This window comes from Nocardia sp. NPDC019219 (genome assembly GCF_040632645.1).
In the GTDB taxonomy this organism is placed as follows: domain Bacteria; phylum Actinomycetota; class Actinomycetes; order Mycobacteriales; family Mycobacteriaceae; genus Nocardia; species Nocardia sputorum.
The window spans coordinates 37,588-57,557 of the sequence record NZ_JBEYCG010000007.1; the positions used below are offsets into that span (position 1 = coordinate 37,588).

Below are 19,970 nucleotides of genomic sequence, written 5' to 3' on the forward strand. Positions count from 1 at the left end.
CCATGGCACTCGATCGCTCAGGACGCGATTCCGGTGAGCGAGAAGAACTCCTGCCGTGAGCGGGCGTCTTCACGCAGCGTGCCGAGCAGCGTCGACGTGACGGTGGTCGTGCCTGCGGCTTGGACACCACGCAGGGTCATACAGGTGTGTTCGGCTTCGATGACGACGCCGACTCCGATCGGTTGCAGGTTCTCGGCCAGCCAGTCCGCGATCTGTTTCGTCAGCCGTTCCTGCACCTGGGGGCGATGGGAGAAATGCTCGACGATACGGGCGAGTTTGGACAATCCGAGTATGCGCTCACCCGGCAGATAGCCGACGTGGGCGACGCCGACGAACGGCAGCAGGTGGTGTTCGCACACCGACCGCAGCGGAATGCGGCGAGCCAGCACGAGTTCGTCGTAGCCCTCGTCGTTGGGGAACGTGGTGAGGTCGAACGGGCGGGGCGTGAACAGTTCGGCGTAGGCGCGGGCCATGCGCCGCGGGGTGGCGTGCAGGTGTTCGTCGTCCAGGCCGACGCCGAGCGCGGTCAGGAATTGCCGGGCGGCATGCTCGGCGGCGGTCAGATCCACCTCGGTGGCGGGCTCGTGGACGACCCGTAGCGCGGGCTGTGGCACGGCTAGCTCCCGCCCACGCCGAGGGCGGTCAACAGCACCAGCACGACGGTGGCGACGGCGAAGACACCGTGGCCACCGACGACCGCGACCGGAAAATGTCGTTCCGCCGGTTCGGGCGTCTCGGCCGTCGTACGCGCTCGGTACACGGGCAGCCACCGCACCACCATGGCGAATCCGAGCAGCGCCACCGGAAGCAGCAGCACGAACGCGACCCATGCCAACGCGTCTTCGTCGACGACGAGGTAGCCGATCCACACGATCAGCCCTACGACGGCGAGCAGGAAGTGCCCGAACACGACCGGTGCGGGCAAGTGACTGCTGTTCGGTTGCCGCGCGCCGCCTTTGGCGATCCAGGTACCCAGCAGAACGAAGCCGCCTACGGCGGTGAGCAGCCAGAGCAGCAAGGCCGCGATGCCCATGATGTCTCCTGACGGAAAGGAATCGGATGAGTGTTCAGTGGTGGTAGCCGGTGGCCTGAGTGGTTTCGTCGGCCACCCGGACGCCGTAGTGGTAGGCGAGCTTTCCGCCGAGGTAACCGGACACGGCCACCGTCATGAGACCGGCGATCGACAACGACAGCGGCCCGGCCGGGACGGCACCGTGGGGTCCGGTGCCGGTGCCGCGCCACCAGAAATTGATGGCGTACGCCACGGTGACGATCAGGTTGAGGCTCATGTGCACCAGCCCGGTACGAAAAGCCGGCGTCCCGGTGGGAATGGCGAACAAGTCCAGCAACCCGATCGCCGCCGCGGCCAGCGCACCCAGCACGCCCAGCGCGATCAGCCAGACCGCGCCGCGGGCGAGGAAGACCGGGTCGTCGACCACGTGCGAGCCGATGTCGAACACCGAACTCGCCACCCATGCGCCGATCGGCACGGTGACCAGGATCGGATGGAACGGATGACCATACGGACCGGCCAGCGCAGCGCTGACCGGCGTCTTGGCCTGCTGCATGGCACTGCTCACGATGACCTCCCTGGCGTTATTTACACCAAAGATTATTGGCGTTATTCACCGGGCCGGTCAAGTCCGCACCGTGCCGGAGTGGCTGATTCGTTGCGACCAACCCGATCGGCGTTACTCTGGTCTGGTGACCAGCGAATCGGCGATCGGCGCCGTCGCCGCTCTCGATGACGAGCTGCGGCGGGGGATGTACTGGTTCATCCGCCGCGCCGGCCGGCCGGTCACCCGCGACGAAGCCGCCGAACAGGTCGGGATCTCACGGAAACTCGCGGCGTTCCATCTGGACAAGCTCGTCGCCGCCGGACTTCTTCGAGCGAGCTACCAGCAGGTCGGCGGCATCCGGAAGGTCGGGCGCGCGCCGAAGGTGTATCAGCCCGCCGACACCGAGGTGCGGGTGAGCATTCCCGAACGCCGCCACGAAGTACTGGCCGAGATTCTGATGGGCGCGGTACTCACGCACGGCGCCGGCGAGACCGCTCGCGACGCGGCGCACCGGGTCGCGACCGATCGCGGCGAAGCCCTCGGCCGGGCCGCACGGGAACAGGCGCGGCCGGGGCGACTCGGCGCCGAACGCGCCCTCACGGTCCTGCAATCGCTGCTCGCCGAACAGGGCTTCGAACCGGCTCGTCCCGCGCCCGATTGCCTCCGCTTGCGCAACTGCCCGTTTCATCCGCTCGCCGCCGCCGAACCCGAACTCGTATGCGGGCTCAACCACGCCTACCTAGCGGGCCTGCTCACCGGACTCGAAGCGGAAACCCTTGACGCGGTGCTGTCCCCCAAGGCCGGGGAGTGCTGCGTGGAACTCCGCTCGGCCCCTTGATGCGCCGCGCCCGCATGGCCGCCTCGCTCGGCCCGGTGTCACGGTTGCGGCCGGCGGCGGGTTGCTCGATCGGCGAGGTGGACGAAGTGGCTCGACCGGCCTGCACGGGTCAGGCGCTGTGGGTCATCGGCCGCGCCGCCGGATCGATGACCAGACCGGCCTCCCACGCGCGCTCGATGACCTGCGCGATATCGATATGCCGCAGCTCGCGCACTTCCGGGCTCGACAGCAGCTCCCCGATGTAAGCAACGATGTGTTCGGCGACTATGGAGCGCACATCGCCGAGCCGGCCCATCAGCCGTGCCGGACGATCCACCGCGCGGAGTCGAACGTCCACGTGCTCCTCGGTCACCTCCTCGGTGCGGACGAACACCGCGCACGGGTCCTGCGGCACCAGCTGGACTCGCATGCGCACCCGGACCGCGGCGGCGAACCGTGCGAGGACACCGGCGAAGTCCACCCGCAGCCGAAGCCTCAGCGGCACCTCCACGGCGATGTCCCACTCCTGACCGTCATAGACGTCGGCCCGAACATCGCCTGGCCAACCGGTCGCGGTGACGCATACCAGCGAACCAGGGCCTGCCTGGACCGGTCCCACCTCGATACGGTCGCCGACGATCTCCGCGATGACCTCCGCAATGCGCTCCGGCCGGGCGGCGGATCGCAGCAGCTGTTGCGCGAACCGTGCCCGCGCCGGCTCCGTCGCGAACCATTCCCGATCGCCACTCCCTGGCATGAGCCACCTCCGTTCACCCACTCCGCGAATACCCCGCGAGCCGGACATAATCACGCCGGGGACGGTCTCCGAAATCCGCCGGACCGGCGCCGGCCTGGTTCGCTGAGAACGCAGGTGGCGCCGGCCCGGCGATCCCCGAGTGTCAGGGCTTGCTGGGGTCCAGGGCGTCCTTGACCTTGCCGACCAGCCCCGCCTCGGTACCCAACGCCGCGGAACGCGGCTTGCCCCGAGAGCCGTCGTAGGTGGCGTACAGCTGCGGGTCCGGCGGCGGCGCCGAGGCCTTGTCACCCAGCGGCTGCGGGTCGGCGAGGAAGCCGTTCTGGTGCACACCGTCCGCAGCGACACCGGTCGCCCACCGGCCCTCGCCCGCATCGGGGCCGTCGGACAGATGCCAGAGGCTCGTCGCGTGCTCGGCGTGCTCCTCGTCGAGCAACGCGTTCGGCGTGACCGTGCCCTCCAATCCGTCCTCCTTCAGCTGCTCGATCGCGGCGAGCCAGAGGTTCTGGTGGTAGGTGTCCCGCGCGAGGTTGAACTTCAGCATGTCCCTGACCCCGGGGTCATCGGTCATGTTGTACAAGCGCGCGGTTTGGATGCGGCCGTGGGACTCGGCGGCCACGTTGGCGCGGAAGTCGGCCAGGAGGTTGCCGCTGGCCACGATGTACCGGCCGTTCCACGGCACCCCGTTGCTGTCCGACAGCGACGCCCCGCCCCCGGAGACGATCGCCTGCTGCGGATCCATCCCACCCAGCACCGCCGCCACCACCGGATCAGCCGCGGCTTCCTGGGTAGCGCGCGTCGCGGGGGCCCCTTCCAGCAGCCGCGCGATCATCGTGGCGATCATCTCGACGTGTCCGATCTCCTCGGTCGCCACATCCATGATCATGTCCTTGTACTTGCCGGGCATCCGGCAATTCCACCCTTGGAACAGGTACTGCATGGTGACGGTCATCTCCCCGAACGCGCCACCGATCAGCTCCTGGAGCTTGCGCGCATACACCGGATCGGGCTTCTCGGGCTTGACATCGAACTGCAGATGATCGGTATGACGAAACATGCACTCTCCTCCGGCACGACAAGCGAATTCAGAACTCTTCCCGTCGTGCGGGTACCGCCAACCACGCGGCGCAAACCCCGGCAATCACTCTCGTCCACCTGAGTTATATTGTGCGGCAATAGCTTTAGCGCATAACAGCGCGAGTAAACGGCGTATCGGCGGATTCCTTCGCCGTAGGTCGGCTTCCCGCACGCCCTACCCCCACTCCCCCGCGTGAAACTTCGCCCGTGCCCGACCACCCTCGCCGCGCCCGCTCTCGGCAGCAACCCGCGGACACGAGCGCGGGCTATACCCGCGCGCGGTCGGTGCAGGCGAGTGAACCGCCGAGACCGGTCAGCGCGACGCCGGCGAGGGTGTCGACGGCGATCTGGGCCCGTCGACGTCGTAGCAGGGAGTGGAAGCGCGTGGCCGTGACCACGAATAGCAGCCACCAGGCGCAGCCGATGGCTATGTCGAGTACGCCGAGGAGCAGCACTTGCGGGAGTACCGGGTTCGCCGGGGCCAGGAATTGGGGCAACACCGCGACGAAGAACAGCGCCGCTTTCGGATTCAATACGTTGGCGATGAACGCCTGAGCGAACACTTTCGAACCCGTCGCCGGAGTCGGCGCCGGCACGCCAGGGATCCGCTCGGCGTTCCGGCGCCGCCAACCGCGATAGCCATCACACAGAGCGCGCGCCCCCAGCGCGACAAGATAGGCGGCACCGGCGAGTTTCACCACGGTGAATACCTCGGCGCTGGTCAACAGAATCGCCGACACACCGACCGCAGCGGCCGCCATGTGCACGATCAAGCCGCATTGCACGCCGATGGCCGCACACATACCCGCAGCCCGCGAGCGGGAGGCCTGGCGCAGAACCACAAACCAATCCGGGCCGGGAACCACATAGGCCACCAGGACCGCCGCTACGAAACCCCATACGAGATGAGCGTCCACTCAAGACCTTCCGGCTCCTCGACAACGATCTCCCCGCCAGCCTAGGCGAGGCGACCCACCGCTTCGGATCACCACGATCAGGCTGCACGCCGCAGCGCCGGACGCTTGTTCGCACCACTCGGAAGTCCGAATAGCCATGCGCCCGCACCAGTTCTGCCGTGGAACAGGGGGAATCACACGGCCCGCGCTCCCCCTCGGCCGGCGCGGCGATCCGATCACCCGACGGACGGCAGATCCGCTGATGTCCGCGGCGACGTGGACGATTCAGCGCCCCAGCGGTGTGCGAGCGACGGAGTGACCCCGCCGCCGGCCACTTTCACGCCCGAGGGTTCGAAGACAGGCCCCGCTCCCCGATCAGCGGGTCGGCGAGACGCACGGATTCGGGAGGGCCGAGATCGTGGCCAGGTCGCAGATGCCGCTGGTCAGTATCTGTAAGGGAGCGGCGACCAGGAGCGTGAGAATTCCGATGACGTCGCCGCGCTGGAGATACCACGCCCCCGTGCGCGCGGCCGCCGATCCGGAGTCCAGCGCCGACGAGCCGGTTTCGCCTGCCACGGCGATCACCGGAGCGGTGCCGCTCGGTTCGGCCGCCGCTTCGGCCGCGGTGACGACCAGAGTCGCCGCCGCGACCGAAGCGGCGGCAAGGCGAAGGGGGGTACGCATCATTGCGCTCCTCTGTTAGGGAATCGTTATTTACATATTAGCTGAAACGCAGACCCGTGCATGGAGATTGGCCAGAAATGATCGGCACCTGCCACACGGTGCCCGCGCCGCGTTTCCAAGCAGAGACATAACCGACTGAGCAGCATATATCCACCGGCGGCACTACTGAAGGAGCCGCCCTCCAGTCAAGAAGGGATGCCTTGTCGCATTACCGACCGTCGTGACACGATACTGATGAATGATCGTGAATATGAGGTCACTTAGGCGCATTGGTCACGCCGTCTCAGGCCGACGGGCGTGACCACGAAGGAGACGGACCCCGAAGCCCCTAGCGAGTCTGCTCCGGCGAGTGAGTGTCCGCCCAGGAGGCCAAGATCTGCAGGCGCTCGGCAGAGGCGGAGCCGGGTTCCGGGGGTAGATCATGAGGATGAGGCCGGGCTCGGCGGTGACGGCGAGTTCTTCGTAAGCCAGAACCAATCGCCGATTTCGGGGTGGTGGAAGCGTTTGGTGCCGGTTCCGTGAGTGCGGACATCGTGGGCTCCCCACAGCCGGCGGAAGGTTTCGCTGCGGGTGGACAGTTCACCGACGAGTTCCTGCAAGCCGCGGTCGTGCGGGTCGCGTCCCGCTTCGGTACGCATGATCGCCACGCACATTTGCGCGAACAGGTCCCAATCCGGGTAGAACTCGCGGGCGGCCGGATCGAGGAACTGGAATCGCGCCAGGTTGGGCGTGCGGCCGCCCGCCCCGAAGACCGGTGAGTAGAAGGCGCGGCCCAGGTGATTGGTGGCCAGCAGATCTTGACGGGGGTCGCGCACACCCAACGACAGAGACTCCCCCGGGTGCGCGCACCGGGGTTGACTGGTCGTTACGCGGGGGATCCGCACAGACAACGAAGGAGAGACCGACTATGCGTGGAGTCGTCATGCACGCTCCCGGAGACGTGCGAGTCGAGCAGCGGGAGGATCCGAGGATCATCGAGCCGACCGACGCGATCATCCGCGTCACCGCGACCTGTATCTGCGGGTCGGACCTGTGGCCTTACCGCGGGGTCGAAAAGCTGAACGGGCCCACCCCGATGGGGCATGAGTACGTCGGGGTCGTCGAGGAGATCGGCTCGGAGGTCCGCGATGTCGCGGTGGGCGACTTCGTGGTGGGATCGTTCTTCGCCTCCGACAACACCTGCGAGATCTGCCGCGCCGGCTACCAGAGCCGGTGCGTGCACAACGTGCCCATCGGCATGATCGGCACCCAGGCCGAACGCGCCCGCATCCCGCTCGCCGACGGCACCCTGGTCGCCGTTCCCAGCCGACCGGGCGACGAGCAGATCGCGCATCTGCTGGCCGCCTCCGATGTGCTCGGCACCGGCTGGTTCGCCGCCGTGGCCGCCGAAGCCGGGCCCGGTAAGACGGTCGCGGTCGTCGGGGACGGCGCGGTCGGGTTGCTCGCGGTGCTGGCCGCGGCCCAGCTCGGCGCGGAGCGCATCATCGCCATGAGCCGCCATTCCGACCGTCAGGCGCTGGCACGCAAGTTCGGCGCGACCGACATCGTCGAAGAACGCGGAGACGAGGGCGTGGCCAGGATCAAGGAACTCACCGGCGGGCTCGGCGCACACTCGGTGATCGAGGCCGTCGGCACCCAGGAGTCGATGCAGCAGGCGATCCGCTGCACGCGTCCCGGTGGGCACGTCGGCTACGTCGGTGTCGCCCACGACGTGCACCTCGACGGCATGGAACTGTTCTTCTCCGGCGTGCACCTGCACGGCGGCCCGGCCCCCGTGCGGCGTTTCCTCCCCCAGCTGGTCGATCTGATCGTGCGCGGCGAGATCGATCCCGGCGCCGTCTTCGACCTCACCCTGCCCCTCGAGCAGGCCGCTGAAGGTTATCGCGCCATGGACGAGCGCCGCGCCACCAAAGTGCTGCTCACCGTCTGACCCGCATCGCCCCGGCCAGGTCAGGACGCTCTGGGGTGACATCGACTGGGCCGACCGGTCGCCACGGCCGACTACCAGCGCGCCATGCGCCTCTGACCAGCGCATGCACCACGGGCGCCGACCCGGGTTCCGGCGCGCGCCGGCACGGCTGCCGACGGCGGCCACCGTCGGGCGCCGCGCCGCCGAGTGTTCCCGTCGTCGACGCCGCTCGCGCCGATGGTCAGCCGGTGGCCGTGGTCTCGGCGGATGTGACTCGGCCGCGTGTCAGCGTGCGGCGGGCGAGGTAGGCGAGCGCGCCGACCGCGAGAACGGCGACTCCGGCCAGAACCGAGGTCACCGGCAGGGCGAAGGCGAGAAGCAGGCAGCCTGCCACGCCGGTCGCGGGGATGACGCGGGGCGGGCGGTTCTCGGCGGGGGAAAGCGTCCACGCGGCGGCGTTGGCGATGGCGTAGTAGGCCAGCACGCCGAAGGAGGAGAAACCGATCGCGCCCCGCACGTCCACGGTGGCGGCCAGGACCGCGACGACCACGCCCACCGTGATCTCGGCACGATGCGGCACGGCGTACCGGGGATGGACCGCGGCGAGGACGTGGGGCAGGTGCCGGTCCCTGGCCATGGCCAGGGTCGTGCGGGAGACGCCGAGGATCAGCGCGAGCAGCGACCCCAGCGCCGCCACCGCGGCACCGGCCCGAACCACCGGCGCCAGCCGATCGGCGCCGGCGGCGGTGACGGCATCCGTCAGTGGCGCGGTGGCCGACGCGAGGTTGCCGGGACCGAGCACAGTCAGCGCCGCGACCGCGACGACGGCGTAGACGACGAGGGTGATACCGAGCGCCAGAGGGATCGCGCGCGGAATCGTGCGGGCGGGGTCGCGCACCTCCTCCCCGAGCGTGGCGATCCGCGCGTATCCGGCGAAGGCGAAGAACAGCAGGCCCGCAGCCTGCAGAACACCGGAGCCGGTGACATCCCCGCCGATGCGCAGCTGCGCCACCTGCGCGCTGCCGGAGGTGAGGGTGGCCACGGCCACGGCTGCGAGCACCGCCAGCGCGATCGCGACGATCACCCGGGTCAGCCACGCCGATTTCCGCACTCCGGCATAGTCGACGGCGGTCAACGCGAGCACGGCCGCGACCGCGACCGCGTGTGCTCGGGCCGGCCAGAGGTAGCTGCCGACGGTCAGCGCCATGGCCGCGCAGGAGGCGGTCTTGCCCACGACGAAAGCCCATCCTGCGAGGTAGCCCCAGAAATCGCCGAGGCGTTCCCGGCCATAGACATACGTGCCGCCCGAGGCCGGATAGCGTGCGGCCAGCCGTGCCGAGGACGTCGCGTTGCAGTAGGCCACCACGGCGGCGATCGCCAACCCGGCCAGCAGCCCCGATCCGGCAGCCTGCGCGGCCGGCGCCAGGGCGGCGAAGATTCCCGCGCCGATCATGGACCCCAGCCCGATCACCACCGCGTCTGTCACGCCCAGCCGGCGGCGGAGCTCGTCGGGCAATGCGGGAACAGCCGATGCGTCGTTCGACATGGAAGAAGCGCTTACGAGGCGGCGGGCTGGAACAGTTCGACCAGGTTGCCCGCGGGGTCTTGCAGCAGGACTTGTCGTCCGCCGGGGCCGCTGATGATGTCGTTGCGGAAGGGGATGCCGGAGGCTCGCAGTCGTTCTGCTTCGGCGGAGATGTCGTCGACGACGAGCTGGATGCGGTTCCAGCCGGTGCCGGGTGCCGGGGTGGCGCCGTCGGGCATCGGGCGTCCGGCGGAACTCGCGGGCCCGGACAGGAGCAGCTGCAAGGGGCCCCGCCGCGCAGCGGCGAAGGCAGGCGCGGCGTCGAAGTCGACGGTGAAGCCGAGGTGAGTGGTGTAGAAGTCGACCGCCGCGCGCACATCGTCGACGAGATAGCGGACGCAGGCGAGTTCGGTCGGCGCGGTCGTCATGGTCGGGTCTCCTTTTGGTTCATTTCCTCGACAGGCACGGAGTTGATCGGGACGGGCGGTCGCCGACCGGCGGTGTCTACGCCGGCGTGCGGACTCGACGTTGCTGCGATAGTGGCGGCCCGAATCCGATTCGGATATCGAGTTCGCTTGCGAGGCGCCGGAATTCCGGATATGTCGCACGATCGGCGCCGGCGGCGGTGGACGGATTGGGCAGACTCCAGTGCGTCGTGACGGCCGCTCCGTGATCGCGGGGAACTTCGCGGATCTTGTCGCACAACGTGATCACGTAGTCGAAGCGCCGCCCGGTGATCGCCTCCAGAGGCTGCGGCTGCCGGGGCTCGAGGTCGATGCCGTAATCAGCCCGCAGGACGCGCGCCGTGTTCGGATGCATCCGTGCCGCGGGATGACTACCCGCGCTGGCGACTTCCACCCCGGTGGCCCGATGCCGCAGCATCGCCTCCGCCATCGGAGAGCGCGCGCTGTTACCGGTGCACAGGAACAGCACCGAACTGCCGCGGGGCCACTCCCGGCGCGCGGGCGCCAGCGCCGGATGCAGGGCGACGGCCGCGTCGCCGAGAGCGTTCGCGCAGGCCGACAGGTCCAGGTGGTAGTAGGTGTCGCGCGCATCGAAACTGCTGCGGCGTGCGCCCACCAGGCCCGACGTGCGCAGCAGCCGCAGGTGATACGACACCAGGTTCTGCGGCTCGCCGACCGCCGCCACCAGCTCTCGCACCCGGCGATCACCGCACGCCAACTCGGTCAGCAACGCCCACCGCACCGGATGCGAAGCCATGCGCATCAGCAACGGAACCGGCACTCGATCGGGGGCGACCACAACGGCAGAATACATCAAATTCATTTGATGAAATACCGTTCCGCGGCATCCGCGTCAGCCGGATCGATCGGCACATGCCGTACACCGTCGCGATCCGATCGCCGGGCCGGTCCGCGACGTGCGCTAGGGTTCGAACCCGTGTCCAAGCTGCGGCGGCGAGTGGCAGAGGCTGCGGAAGCGGCGCTGGCCCAACGCAAATATGTGTCGGCAGTCGACGTCTTCGCCGTTCTGGGGTGGGTGCGATCCAGTCAGGTCGATCGCTGGCGGCAGGGGCAGGTGCGGTCGTTGGAGCAGATCCTGGCGGTGGACGCACGGCGGATGCACGAGGCGGCGGACCTGCTGGGCGAGTGGGCTCGCGAGCACGGGCTCACCGCGAGCACAGCGACGTATCTGTCGGGTGGGCGCGATCGCGAGGCGTTGCGGTTCGCCGACGACGGCGCGGACGAGGTGTTCCGGGTGCACTGGCTCTCCCCGCAGCTCAGCCCGGCGCGCCGCGAACAGGTCGTCCAACGCCAGAACCGGGCACCGGATCTGACGGTGGTCGAGGCCGCGGAGCCGTGGACGTGCGCCGAATGCGCCGAAACCGGCCCGTATTCGATCACCTCCACGGCCGGGCCGCTGTGCCTGACTTGTTCGGACCTCGACCATCTCGAGTTCCTGCCCGCCGGGAACGCGGCGCTGAGCCGGCGTGCCAAGAAGGAGAGCACCCTCGCCGCCGTCGTGGTCCGCCTCAACCGGCGACGCAAACGCTACGAACGGCTGGGCATCCTCGTCGAGGAAGCCGCCCTCATCCGCGCCGAGCAGCAGTGCCTGGCCGACGACGATGCCCGCGCCCGCCGCCGCGAACGCGACCGCATCCGACGCACCGCCCAGGACGTCGAATACTGCGCCCGCATGTCCGACGAGATCCGCCGGCTGTTCCCCGGCTGCCCCGCAGACCGCGCCAACCGGATCGCCGAACACGCCGCCGCCCGCGGCAGCGGCCGCGTAGGGCGCACCGCCGCCGCCAAACTCCTCTCCCCCGAAGCGCTCACCCTCGCCGTCATAGCCTCCATCCGCCACCGCGACACCGACTACGACCACCTCCTCATGACCGGCATTCCCCGTTCGGAGGCCAGGGCCAGGATCCGCCCCACCGTCGACCACGTCCTCGAAACCTGGCGCGGCTAGTTCTGCCGTCAGCGGGTGGGCGATCACCCGCCGGTCCGTCATCAGAACGCGTAACGCACCGTCAACCAGGGGGTCCGCTGGGCGATGAGCTCGGTCAGCGTCCGGACCCCCGCCGCCTTCACGTCGTTGCGATAACGCACATTCCACATGCCCGACTGGGAGCGCTTGGCCTGCTGGATCTGCGGCCGCCACAACAGCTCCTCGGACTTCGGGTGCCAGCCGAGGTTGACCTCGTGCAGTTGCTCGTTGTGGGTGAGCATGATGATCTCCGCGGCGGCCTGGGCCTTGAAGGCGGCGCCCGTACCGTCCGAGAGCTCCTCCAGCAGCTCCGCCCAGTCCTCCTCCCAGCCGGGGCGGACGACGACGGGGGAAAAGTTGACGTGCACCTCGTAGCCCGCCGCCACGAAGTCGTCGATCGCGGCGATGCGCTGCCGGATCGGCGTGCTGCGCAGATCCAGCAGCTGCGAGTCGGCCTCGGGCATGAGCGAGAACCTGATCCGGGTCCGCCCGCACGGGTCGAGATCGAGCAGGTCGCGGTTGACGTACTTGGTGGCGAACGAAGCCTTCGCGGTGGGCCACGCACCGAACGCGGTGATCAGGTCGGCGACGTTGTCGCTGACCAGCGCGTCGACGGAGCAGTCGCTGTTCTCGCCGAGGTCGTAGACCCACGCGTGCGGGTCGCACTGATTCGGCACGGTCTTGGATCCCTGCCTGCGCACGTGACGTTCCAGGTAGCCGATGATCTTGTCGATGTTCGTGAACACCGTGATCGGGTTGGCGTAACCCTTGCGGCGGGGGACGTAGCAGTAGGCGCACGCCATCGCGCAGCCGTTGGACGTCGAGGGTGCGATCCAGTCGGCCGAACGGCCGTTCGGCCGGGCCGTCAGCGACTTCTTGACCCCGAGTACGAGGTCCTCGGTCTTGACCCGGATCCAGCGGTCGACATTGCCCGCGTTGCCGTGCAGCTGGTCGATGTTCCAATGGGAGGCCACGGTGATGATCTCGGCGTCGGGAAAGCGCGCGCGCACCTGCTGCCCGCGCGGGCTCGCCAGCGCATCCGGTTCGGCCCACAGGCGACGGACGTCCAGCAAACGGGGACCCGCCGTGGGCCGGAAAGGGTCCGGAGCTGGGACGAATCGAGTCATGCCCCCTGCCTACCCCACCCCACCGACATGCGGTGGACGCACGCGACCTCCGCATCGGCGATCTCACAGCAACGAGCCGCCGCACTGCGGCGCAGGAACGGATTCCCGCAGCCGCAGACCATCGCCGCGGCGGCGGCCTTCCGGGCGGAGGGAAGCGGGGACGGCGCACGGCATCGGCCGAATGTCCGATCAGCGGCGTGTCAGCGGCTGGACGTCGATGAACTCGGTGCCGATCTCGCGCATCGACTCGACCGCGTGGTGGGGATCGATCAACGCTTCGGGAGTGTGGATGCCGGGCGCGACGGCGTGCCCGCGCAACCCGAGCAAACGCTCGACGCCCAGGGCGATACCGAGCGCGGTCAACGGCCGCTGCCCCGCCGGATGGACCAGGTAGCGGCTGGTTCGCAATGGTTCGCCCACCTCGTCGGCTCCTTCGATGTCGATCCGAACCTCCGTGGAAGCGGATGCGCCGCGGCGGCGGCCCGCGGACTCCCCGACCGCGAGGTCGAAGCGAACGTCCTCCGCGCCGGTGGCGAGCGCGATACTCGGCACGTCGAGAATGGGGATGCTCTGCCCGGGTATTTCGACACCGTCGACGCTGCGCACACCGGCTTGGGCGTCGGCAGCCGCCAGCCAGGTGAAAACGCCGTCACGCCGTAGCCATCCCGCCGAAGTAGCGGCCGACAGCCGCTCCAGATCCGCCATCCCCGCGGGCCCGCCCGCGTCCGTTTCGTCCAGCACGGCGCCGATCCGGACAGCGTCTACCCGGCCGAACGGCTCGGCCGCCGCCAACGACGCGAGGACGACGAGACCGGCGAGATAGTGACTGGCCACCAGAACCGGTGCGGCCTCCGCGCGCTGCGCGCCCGCGACGATCTCCGGCGCGATCTCCACCAAGCCACTGGAGATGCTCAGATACGGCAATCCGCGGTCCTGCGCGAAGCGCAGTCCCGACAGCTTGCGGTCCCACACCGCCGCGACCACCGCCGAGTAGCCGTGATCGGCCGCGAGACCCAGGTCCGGACGCTCCAGATCGCTGGTCACCGCCGTCGCCGCGCCCAATTCGTCGGCGACCTGCTGGGCGCGCGCGAGATCACGTGCCGCGATGGTCAGCGGCAGTGCCGGATGCCACCGCCGCAGTATCGCGGCAGCACCCGCCCCTGCCTGCCCCGAACCGCCCAGGATCAGCACCGATTCCGACCGTACCGACATGTGTCCACTCCTCGTCCAGCCAACTACATTTTGTATATACATTCTGTAGATACAATGTGTAGCTAAACTTGGCCGACAACGCAAGGGAGGATCGATGGCCACCACGCCGCCTCGCCTGTCCAAGCAGGCCAGACGCGAGCAATTGCTCGAGACCGCACTGTCGGTCGTGCGCGCTCACGGCGCCGACGCCCTCACCCTGGTCACTCTCGCCGAGGCCGCCGGAGTGACCAGGCCGGTCGTGTACGACCACTTCGGCACCCGCCCCGGGTTGCTGCTCGCCCTCTATCGGCGGCTCGACGAACGGCAGCGGGCCGCGTCGGTACAAGCGTTGCGCGAGGCCGGACCCACCGCGACGGACGTCGCCCGCGTCACCAGTGCCGTCTACTTCGCCTGCGCCGCCGACATGCCGGAGCTCACCGCGATTTCCGCCGCGCTGAAGGGGAACCCGGACATGGAGGCGGCCCAACGCGAGATGTACGACAGCTATACCGACCTGATGGCCGCCGCACTCCAGCCACACTCGACCCTGGCGCCCCCGGCGCTGCGGTTGCGCTGCGTCGGCATCCTGGGCGCGGCCGAGGCCATCGCGATCGAGTTGAACCACGGCCGCACGACCACCGCCGACGCGATCACCGCACTCACCGACATGATCATGGGCAGCCTGGAGTCCCACCCGCTTCCCGACCGCGCCTGACGACTTCCAGTGCGACTCCGCCGGATCGTCCGGCACGGCCCGTAGCGGGCGCGGCGTCACGCGTTGATCGCGTGGCTCGGCTCGGCTGTGGTGATGTGACGACGGCGGGACGGGATCATCATTGTCGGGTGCGAGATGCTCCAGGCCGCGCTCTTGCAGATGAGCTCTTTGACTCGCGCGGCCGCCCGGCCGGTGAGGGCGGAGGGTTTGGGCTGATCGTCGGGGGTGACCCACTGCACGATGGCATCGCGGCGGCCGAGGCTGATGCACTGGCCGGTGTAGCCGATCGCATTGCGGGGAATCTTCCGGCCGGTCAGTCGTGCGGCGATGGCGTCGGCGGCCTGGTAGGCCGTCGGGACTCCCGAGGCGCAGGACATGCGCAGCGGATCGCCGTTCGCTCCAGGGGCGAGCGCGGCGTCGCCGACGGCGTAGACATCGGGGTGCGAGACCGACCGCATCGTGTCGTCGACGACGATCTGCCCGGTCGCCGACACCTGCAAGGTGGTGGCCGCGGCGATCGGGTGGACGGTGAAACCGGCTGTCCACACGGTCATCCGGGCCGGGATCGTGCGGCCGTCGGCGGTGACCGCGCCGGCCGGCTGGACGCGGACGATGTCGGTGTTCTCGTGCACATCGATACCGAGCCGGTCGAACGCCTTGCGCAGGTGCTGTCGGGCCTTGTCGCTCAGCCAGTCCCCGAGGCCGCCGCGAGCGGCGAGAGCGACAGCCAGATCCGGTCGGGCTTCGGCGATCTCGGTGGCGGCTTCGATGCCGGTCAGGCCGCCCCCGACGATCAGCACGGTCGCACCCGTGGCCAGGCTTGCCAGACGGTCTCGCACCCGCTGCGCGGACTGCTTGCCGGCGATGTCGTAGGCGTGCTCGGCCACGCCGGGAACACCACCGTCGGCGGCGGCGCTGCCGAGGGCGTAGACGAGGGTGTCGTAGGCGATCTCGCCGGGACCGTCGGCGTCGGTGACACTCACGGTCTTACGCTCGGCGTCGACCGCGGTCACTCGCGCCGGCCGCACCCGCACGCCGGTGCCCGCGAAGACGTCGATCAGCGCGCGGCGCTCGAGATCCTGGCCGGTCGCGTACTGGTGCATGCGGACCCGCTCGACGAATTCCGGATCGGCGTTGACGAGGGTGATCTCGACATCGGCGGGGTGCAGCCGCTTGGCGAGGCGACCGGCGGCGTTGGCTCCGGCGTATCCGGCGCCGAGGATGACGATGCGGTGGGTCATGGTCTCACTCCTGTCTGGGTGGTGTTCGCTACCTGAACCGGACAGCGGCGCGAACCCTGACAGAAGTGAAATGTGATCTAGGTCACCAGACGTCGAGGAGCGGGTCCCCATGCCCGGACATCGCCCAGCGGCGCGTGGCGCGTACCAGTTTGCTCGGGTTGGCCTGGGTGTGGACGGCCGCGATGCCGTCGGTCGTCACCTCCAAGGAGATGACACCGACGACCCGGTCGCCGACCACGATCACCAGCGCGGGCACGCCATTGACCACCGCGGCGAACAGAGCGGCGCGACCGCCGATCATCTCCCATTTGGCGGCGGTCGGCTCGAACAGGCGGCGCAGGAATCTCGCCACCCGCAGCGCGCCCGTGATCGGCTCCGGCAGCGAGAAGACCACGCCGCCGCCGTCGCCCGCGCTGATCGCATCATCGGTCAGCAGCCGCACCAGTGAGTCGGTGTTGCCGCTCAGTGCGGCGGCGAGGAACTCGTCGACGATCTTGCGGGCGGCGGCCTCGTCTACCTCCACGCGAGTCCGTTCGCCGGCCATGTGCTGCTTGGCGCGCCGGTAGATCTGCTGGCAATTCGACTCGGTGACCTCGAGGACTTCGGCGATCTCACCATGCGAGTAACCGAACGCCTCGCGCAGCACGTACACGACGCGTTCCCGGGCAGACAGCCGCTCCATCAGCGTGAGCATCGCGATCGAGACCGATTCGCGCTGCTCGACAGTGTCGGCCGGACCGAGCATCCGGTCCCCGGCGAAGACCGGCTCGGGCAGCCACTGGCCCACATACGCCTCTCGCCGCGACCGCGCCGAGGTGAGCTGATTGAGGCAGATGTTCGTGAGCACCTTCGTCAGCCACGCCTCGGGCGTCTCGACGAGCTCGCGGTCGGCGGCCTGCCAGCGCAGGAACGTATCCTGCACCGCGTCCTCGGCATCGCTCGCCGAACCCAGCAGGCGGTACGCGATCGCCTCCAATCGCGGCCTGGAGTTCTCGAACACCTCGACCTCACGGTCACCAACCAACATTCCTCGAAGTTAATTGCTGCGAGCTGCCGCCGCGAACGGCCACACCACCGAACAGGTGAACATACGCACCGCGCGCTACCCCGACCGCCTGTTTTCGCTGGACAAACCGCTCGTCCCGGAAGTTCCGACTGTTGGACAGATGCCACAGCAAGTAGTGATGCAGGTCACATCGAAGAGGTGTCACGTTCTCCGGGGCTGCCCTGTCCCATAGCCGACCCCACGAACAAGCCCCACAGGGAGCGAGCGATGAACACCACCACAACCCACGAGATCGTCGTCCTCGGCGCCGGCTACGCCGGCCTCATCGCCACGGCTCGGCTGGCCCGCTACACCCGCAAGCTGAACACCCGCATCACCCTGGTGAACCCCTCGCCCCGCTTCACCGAGCGACTGCGCCTGCACCAGGTCGCGGCGGGCCAGGAACTGACCGACTACCAGATCCCGGACCTGCTGAAGGGCACCGGCGTGGAATTCCGCCAGGCGACGGCCACCGCCATCGACACCGCCGACCGCATCGTCACCCTCGACGACGGCTCGGTCCTCTACTACGACTCGCTGGTCTACGCCCTCGGTAGCGCCACCGACACGAGCATCGTCCCCGGCGCGGCGGATCACGCGTGGACCCTCGACGACCCCCGGCTCGCGCATCGCTTCTCGCAGCGGCTGCGCGACATCGCCGCCGTGGGCGGAACGGTCACCGTCTGCGGTGGCGGGCTCACCGGCATCGAGGCGGCTGCCGAAATAGCCGAGGCGCACCCGGGTCTGGCCGTCAACCTGGTCAGCGCAGCCGAACTCGGCGACATGATGGGCGAGAAGGCCCGCGCCTACCTCAACCGAGCCCTGGACCGGCTGGGGGTGGTGCGTATGGCCGGGGTCAAGGTCACCAAGGTACTGCCCGACGCAGTGCGGCTGGACACCGGCGAACTCGTTCCCTCCGACTTGATCCTCTGGACCACCGGCGTGCGAGTGTCGCCGCTGGCCGCTCAGGCCGGAATCGCCACCGACGCAAGCGGACTCATCATCACCGACCCCACCCTGCGCTCGGTGTCGCACCCGGAGATCCACGCTGTCGGAGACGCCGCATCGGTGCGACAGGCATGGGGCCAGTTGCACGGCACCTGCCAGAGTGGCGTGGTCACCGCCGACTACACCGCCACCGTCATCGCCCGTCTGCTGCGCGGGAAAGCGGTGCGGCCGCTGCGCTTCGGCTACTTCCACCAGCCGGTGAGCCTGGGCCGCAAGGACGCGGTCATCCAGTTCACCAACGCCGATGACACCCCGAACCGGTGGCACCTCGCGGGCAAGGCCGCGGTCATCTACAAGGAGCAGGTCAGCAGCACCCCTCCGGTGGCCGCCAAGATGAGCCGCTACCTCGCACTCCCGGTGCAGCTGTCGAAGGGCGGCCGCGCCACCCGTAAGACCGCATGATGCTCCGCAGTCCGCGGCCGGGGAACCGACAGGTCTCTCGGCCACTGGACGCCGGATCCGCCGACCGCTAGGGATGTCACATGCAGGATCGCCAACCCGACCAGCCGACCCCGGCGCCCAGGCCGCGCGACGCGACGATCGACCCGTTCGTCGAACACCGCAGGCTACTTTTCGGCACCGCCTATCACATGCTGGGCAGCGTCGCCGACGCCGAGGACATCCTGCAGGACGCTTGGTTGAAGTGGCATGCGGCAGACCAGGCTTCGGTGGAGCACCCGAAGTCCTACCTGGTGCGCACCGTCACCAATCTCGCCCTGAACCGCCTCACATCCGCCCGGGCCACCCGCGAAACCTATCTAGGACCATGGCTGCCCGAACCGCTGATCACGGCACCGAACGCCGCTGAGGAGACCGAAATGGCCGACACGGTGTCGACGGCGATGCTGGTCGTCCTCGAAACCCTCAACCCCACCGAGCGAGCCGTATTCGTGCTGCGCGAGGTCTTCGGCTACTCCTGCGCCGAAATCGGCGGTTTTCTCGATCGCCCCGAGGCCACCGTCCGCCAGATCTCGCACCGCGCCCGCTCGCACATGCAGGCCCGCCGCCCCCGCTTCGAGACGGACGAGGCGGCCCGCCAGGAGATCACCGAGAAATTCATGGCCGCCTGTCACGGCGGCGACCTCAACGCCCTCATGGAACTGCTCGCCCCGGAGGTGACGCTGTGGAACGACGGCGGCGGCATCGTCACCGCAGCGCGCCGTCCGCTGCACGGCCCCGACCATGTGGCGCGCTGGCTGCTCGGCGTCATGGCGAAACCGGTCTCCGCAGGCATTCGCCTCGAATCCGCTGTCGTCAACGGCGAGTTGAGCATTGTCGGCTTGATCGGCGACTATCCCGTCGGCGTACTGACCTACGACATTCACGCCGGCCACGTCGAGAACATCCGCTTCCAGGTCAATCCACAGAAGTTGGGTGGCATCCAGGCGGCTGGCGACCCCTCCTGAGCACCGCGCTTTCGCGCGCCGCCTCCTCCCCCGCCGCTGCGCCCTCCGAGCGCGGAGTCGCTCGCGTCCGGCACCGCCCCTACCGCACGGTGGGGATGGCCGAGCGATGCTTGGCAGAAGCCCTCGGACGTAATTCACGGACGCTGCAGGCCCTTTGAACCGGAGCCGTTGCCAGGAGACGGAATCGCTGGCACGTGTGGTGGGTCAGCCGTTCTCGGTGACGGTGGTGTCGGGGTGGCGGCGGCTGGTGTCGGGCTTGACGAAGTGCCCGGTGATCGCCGAGCGGTCGCGCCGGTTGTCACCGCCGTGCGGCTCATCCTCACCGAGAGTGGTCTTCGGATTCTCCGCCGCGGTCTCCTCGCTCACGTATTCGCCGGTTTCGGCGGAGCGATAGCTCTTCTCGGCCACGAAATCCTCCTTGAACAGTCTGGTCGAAACCCTCAGCAGGGCACTGTGTCCGGTACTTCACCGAATAGCACCTCCGCGCCGCGGGAAACCTTCCGCAGCAGAAGTTTCGACCTGTTCCACGCGGGTGAAGGTCGCGCCGCCGGGTCAGGCGGCTCGG

The 19,970-nt window shown here is 68.9% G+C and carries 22 protein-coding genes; 6 read left to right on the forward strand and 16 right to left on the reverse strand.

What is annotated here, in order from left to right:
- Positions 1 to 17: 17 nt before the first annotated feature.
- Genes folE through ABZ552_RS15340 form a run of 3 tightly spaced genes read right to left on the reverse strand, consistent with a single transcriptional unit; the run spans position 18 to position 1,580 of the window.
- Complete coding sequence (gene folE, locus ABZ552_RS15330; RefSeq protein WP_281879667.1) at positions 18 to 614, reverse strand: GTP cyclohydrolase I FolE; 597 nt, start codon at positions 612 to 614, stop codon at positions 18 to 20.
- 2 nt (positions 615 to 616) lie between these two features.
- A complete protein-coding gene (locus ABZ552_RS15335) occupies positions 617 to 1,033 on the reverse strand; it encodes a hypothetical protein (RefSeq protein ID WP_281918172.1) in 417 nt (138 codons plus the stop codon).
- Positions 1,034 to 1,067: 34 nt separating this feature from the next.
- Positions 1,068 to 1,580, reverse strand: a complete 513-nt coding sequence (locus ABZ552_RS15340) for a DUF2231 domain-containing protein (protein ID WP_281879664.1) — start codon at positions 1,578 to 1,580, stop codon at positions 1,068 to 1,070.
- Between ABZ552_RS15340 and ABZ552_RS15345 the strand changes: the two genes are divergently transcribed.
- Positions 1,567 to 2,397 carry a helix-turn-helix domain-containing protein gene (locus ABZ552_RS15345; RefSeq protein ID WP_281879663.1) on the forward strand — a complete coding sequence of 277 codons (831 nt, stop codon included), beginning with the start codon at positions 1,567 to 1,569 and terminating at the stop codon, positions 2,395 to 2,397. The genes ABZ552_RS15340 and ABZ552_RS15345 overlap by 14 nt on opposite strands.
- Before the next feature lie 109 nt (positions 2,398 to 2,506).
- On the opposite strand, the gene ABZ552_RS15350 is transcribed toward ABZ552_RS15345, so the two are convergent.
- The 5 genes from ABZ552_RS15350 to ABZ552_RS15370 form a co-directional block, all read right to left on the reverse strand.
- Complete coding sequence (locus ABZ552_RS15350; RefSeq protein WP_357437728.1) at positions 2,507 to 3,133, reverse strand: hypothetical protein; 627 nt, start codon at positions 3,131 to 3,133, stop codon at positions 2,507 to 2,509.
- Between the two features lie 142 nt (positions 3,134 to 3,275).
- The gene (locus tag ABZ552_RS15355) at positions 3,276 to 4,187 is read right to left on the reverse strand and encodes a manganese catalase family protein (RefSeq protein WP_357437731.1); all 912 of its coding nucleotides are present in this window, start codon (positions 4,185 to 4,187) and stop codon (positions 3,276 to 3,278) included.
- 286 nt (positions 4,188 to 4,473) lie between these two features.
- Positions 4,474 to 5,082: a LysE family translocator gene (locus ABZ552_RS15360; RefSeq protein ID WP_357437734.1), complete on the reverse strand. Its 609-nt coding sequence runs from the start codon at positions 5,080 to 5,082 to the stop codon at positions 4,474 to 4,476.
- Positions 5,083 to 5,478: 396 nt separating this feature from the next.
- Positions 5,479 to 5,787: a hypothetical protein gene (locus ABZ552_RS15365; protein ID WP_281879656.1), complete on the reverse strand. Its 309-nt coding sequence runs from the start codon at positions 5,785 to 5,787 to the stop codon at positions 5,479 to 5,481.
- Positions 5,788 to 6,206: 419 nt separating this feature from the next.
- Positions 6,207 to 6,602, reverse strand: a complete 396-nt coding sequence (locus tag ABZ552_RS15370) for a hypothetical protein (RefSeq protein WP_350356404.1) — start codon at positions 6,600 to 6,602, stop codon at positions 6,207 to 6,209.
- Between the two features lie 92 nt (positions 6,603 to 6,694).
- On the opposite strand from ABZ552_RS15370, the gene ABZ552_RS15375 reads away from it, so the two are divergent.
- A complete protein-coding gene (locus ABZ552_RS15375) occupies positions 6,695 to 7,717 on the forward strand; it encodes a zinc-dependent alcohol dehydrogenase family protein (RefSeq protein ID WP_281879655.1) in 1,023 nt (340 codons plus the stop codon).
- Positions 7,718 to 7,937: 220 nt separating this feature from the next.
- Here the strand turns inward: ABZ552_RS15375 and ABZ552_RS15380 are convergent, their stop codons facing one another.
- The 3 genes from ABZ552_RS15380 to ABZ552_RS15390 form a co-directional block, all read right to left on the reverse strand.
- A complete protein-coding gene (locus tag ABZ552_RS15380) occupies positions 7,938 to 9,242 on the reverse strand; it encodes an APC family permease (RefSeq protein WP_281879654.1) in 1,305 nt (434 codons plus the stop codon).
- Positions 9,243 to 9,253: 11 nt separating this feature from the next.
- Positions 9,254 to 9,649 (reverse strand): VOC family protein, encoded by a 396-nt coding sequence (locus ABZ552_RS15385; RefSeq protein WP_281879653.1) that lies wholly within the window; start codon positions 9,647 to 9,649, stop codon positions 9,254 to 9,256.
- A 76-nt stretch (positions 9,650 to 9,725) separates the two neighbouring features.
- Positions 9,726 to 10,499 (reverse strand): ArsR family transcriptional regulator, encoded by a 774-nt coding sequence (locus tag ABZ552_RS15390; RefSeq protein WP_281879652.1) that lies wholly within the window; start codon positions 10,497 to 10,499, stop codon positions 9,726 to 9,728.
- Positions 10,500 to 10,622: 123 nt separating this feature from the next.
- Here ABZ552_RS15390 and ABZ552_RS15395 point away from each other — a divergent pair, with 123 nt between their 5' ends.
- The gene (locus ABZ552_RS15395) at positions 10,623 to 11,654 is read left to right on the forward strand and encodes a DUF2293 domain-containing protein (protein WP_281879651.1); all 1,032 of its coding nucleotides are present in this window, start codon (positions 10,623 to 10,625) and stop codon (positions 11,652 to 11,654) included.
- 41 nt (positions 11,655 to 11,695) lie between these two features.
- Here the strand turns inward: ABZ552_RS15395 and ABZ552_RS15400 are convergent, their stop codons facing one another.
- Positions 11,696 to 12,799, reverse strand: a complete 1,104-nt coding sequence (locus ABZ552_RS15400; RefSeq protein ID WP_357437740.1) for a spore photoproduct lyase family protein — start codon at positions 12,797 to 12,799, stop codon at positions 11,696 to 11,698.
- A gap of 189 nt (positions 12,800 to 12,988) precedes the next feature.
- Positions 12,989 to 14,011: a saccharopine dehydrogenase gene (locus ABZ552_RS15405; protein ID WP_357437743.1), complete on the reverse strand. Its 1,023-nt coding sequence runs from the start codon at positions 14,009 to 14,011 to the stop codon at positions 12,989 to 12,991.
- Positions 14,012 to 14,105: 94 nt separating this feature from the next.
- On the opposite strand from ABZ552_RS15405, the gene ABZ552_RS15410 reads away from it, so the two are divergent.
- Entirely contained in the window at positions 14,106 to 14,705 is a 600-nt protein-coding gene (locus ABZ552_RS15410; RefSeq protein ID WP_357437746.1) for a TetR/AcrR family transcriptional regulator, read from the forward strand.
- Positions 14,706 to 14,761: 56 nt separating this feature from the next.
- Here ABZ552_RS15410 and ABZ552_RS15415 read toward each other — a convergent pair whose 3' ends face one another.
- Together ABZ552_RS15415 and sigJ are read right to left on the reverse strand one after the other, a co-directional pair.
- The gene (locus ABZ552_RS15415) at positions 14,762 to 15,946 is read right to left on the reverse strand and encodes an FAD-dependent oxidoreductase (RefSeq protein WP_357437749.1); all 1,185 of its coding nucleotides are present in this window, start codon (positions 15,944 to 15,946) and stop codon (positions 14,762 to 14,764) included.
- 82 nt (positions 15,947 to 16,028) lie between these two features.
- Positions 16,029 to 16,973, reverse strand: a complete 945-nt coding sequence (gene sigJ / locus ABZ552_RS15420; RefSeq protein ID WP_281879646.1) for an RNA polymerase sigma factor SigJ — start codon at positions 16,971 to 16,973, stop codon at positions 16,029 to 16,031.
- Positions 16,974 to 17,219: 246 nt separating this feature from the next.
- Between sigJ and ABZ552_RS15425 the strand changes: the two genes are divergently transcribed.
- Positions 17,220 to 18,401, forward strand: a complete 1,182-nt coding sequence (locus tag ABZ552_RS15425) for an FAD-dependent oxidoreductase (protein ID WP_357437752.1) — start codon at positions 17,220 to 17,222, stop codon at positions 18,399 to 18,401.
- 80 nt (positions 18,402 to 18,481) lie between these two features.
- Positions 18,482 to 19,405, forward strand: a complete 924-nt coding sequence (locus ABZ552_RS15430) for an RNA polymerase sigma-70 factor (RefSeq protein ID WP_357437755.1) — start codon at positions 18,482 to 18,484, stop codon at positions 19,403 to 19,405.
- A 204-nt stretch (positions 19,406 to 19,609) separates the two neighbouring features.
- Here ABZ552_RS15430 and ABZ552_RS15435 read toward each other — a convergent pair whose 3' ends face one another.
- Complete coding sequence (locus ABZ552_RS15435) at positions 19,610 to 19,813, reverse strand: hypothetical protein (protein WP_281918160.1); 204 nt, start codon at positions 19,811 to 19,813, stop codon at positions 19,610 to 19,612.
- Positions 19,814 to 19,970: the final 157 nt, after the last annotated feature.